The organism is Pseudomonas sp. AL 58, from assembly GCF_036348395.1.
Classification (GTDB): domain Bacteria; phylum Pseudomonadota; class Gammaproteobacteria; order Pseudomonadales; family Pseudomonadaceae; genus Aquipseudomonas; species Aquipseudomonas defluvii.
Window position 1 is genome coordinate 1 of sequence record NZ_JAZBQR010000054.1, and the last position, 1,498, is coordinate 1,498.

Annotated in this window: 3 protein-coding genes; all 3 read left to right on the forward strand. The window is 58.1% G+C overall.

The window, feature by feature from the left end; all coding sequences use genetic code 11:
• A partial coding sequence (locus tag UIA24_RS22990; RefSeq protein WP_330524039.1) for a phage tail tube protein occupies positions 1-261 on the forward strand: 261 nt, incomplete at its 5' end.
• Positions 261-575 (forward strand): phage tail assembly protein, encoded by a 315-nt coding sequence (locus tag UIA24_RS22995; protein WP_330524040.1) that lies wholly within the window; start codon positions 261-263, stop codon positions 573-575. The genes UIA24_RS22990 and UIA24_RS22995, both read left to right, overlap by 1 nt.
• A gap of 129 nt (positions 576-704) precedes the next feature.
• The coding region (locus UIA24_RS23000) for a phage tail tape measure protein (protein ID WP_330524041.1) at positions 705-1,498 on the forward strand (794 nt) is incomplete at its 3' end.

A 1,498-nucleotide genomic window follows, 5' to 3' on the forward strand; every position in this document is an offset into this window, starting at 1 on the left:
AAGTTCAAGCGCGAGACGATTGCCACGGGGGTGTTCAAGGAAGAAGACCTGACGCCCTATGTGGCGGTCGATGCGGTTAAAACCCCGGGTTTCCCTCAGGCCAAGCTGGAAAACGGCACCAACATGACGGTCACCGTCGAGTTCAAGGACGGCAGTTGTTACGTGCTGTCCGGTGCGTATGTGGTGGACGAAATGAAAATGTCTGCCGATGACGCAAAGGTTGCGATCAAGTTCGATGGTATTTCTGGAGACTGGCAGTGATGAGCACTATTACCCATAAGTTGGCCGCACCGATTCAGGCTCACGGTGAGGAACTGAAAGAGCTGAAAATTCGTCGCCCAACCCCCCAGGAAGTTCGCACTATCAAAGTGCTTCCCTACGTCTTGGGCGAAGACAATCGACCAGTCGCCGAAACTGAAGCTGCATCGAAGTACATTGCGGTGTGTGCCGGCATTCCCCCCAGCTCGGTTAACCAACTGGACATTTTCGACCTGAACACACTGGTGTGGATGGTCATTGGTTTTTTCCTTACACCGGCGACGAAAGCCCCCGATTCCGAAGCCCCGAGCAGCTGACCGAGTTGGTCTATGACCTCGCCTGGTTCTGGAAAGTGAACCCGAACGAGGTCATGAACTGGCCGTTAGACCAGTTGTTTGAGAGTGAAGAAAACGCGTGGCGAATCCAGGCGATGTTAGGGGGCGGCAATGGCGGATAAGTTCCAGCTAAAGGCGCTCATCACTGGCGTCGACAAGTTGTCGCCGGTGTTGAGTGGGGTGCGCAAGAACGCAGCCGTTCTGCGCAAGCAGTTGAATAGCTCAGGCCTCGGCAAAATCACCTTCATGGATGCGATTCAAGGGGGCGCCATTGCGACCCCTTTTGTCATGGGGGTGCAGGCGGCCATTGGCTTTGAAAGCGCGATGGCCGACGTCAAGAAGGTGGTCAACTTTGAGACGCCGGCCCAGTTCAAGGAAATGAGTGAGGACGTGCTGAGCATGTCCGAGCGGTTGCCGATGGCTGCCGAAGGCATCGCGCAGATTGTCGCGGCGGGTGGTCAGTCGGGCATCGCCCGGGAAGACCTGAAGCAGTTTGCTGAAGACGCGGTGAAAATGGGTGTCGCCTTCGACACCACGGCGGAAGAGTCCGGCTCGATGATGGCCAAGTGGCGAACGGCCTTCCACATGAACCAGCAGGAAGTGGTCGCGCTGGCCGACAAGATCAACTACCTGGGTAACACCGGTGCGGCCAGTACCGGGCAGATCTCGGCGATCCTGACGGCTATTGGTCCGTTGGGTGAGGTGGCGGGGGTTAACGCCGGGCAGATTGCGGCGATGGGCTCGGCACTGGCCGGGGTGGGTATCGCCCAGGACGTGGCGGCCACGGGCATCAAGAACTTCATGCTGACCCTGACTGCTGGCACGGCAGCCACCAAGTCGCAGCAAGAGGCCTACAAGGCGCTGCGCCTGGACGCCAACGAAATCGCCAAAGGCATGCAAACCGA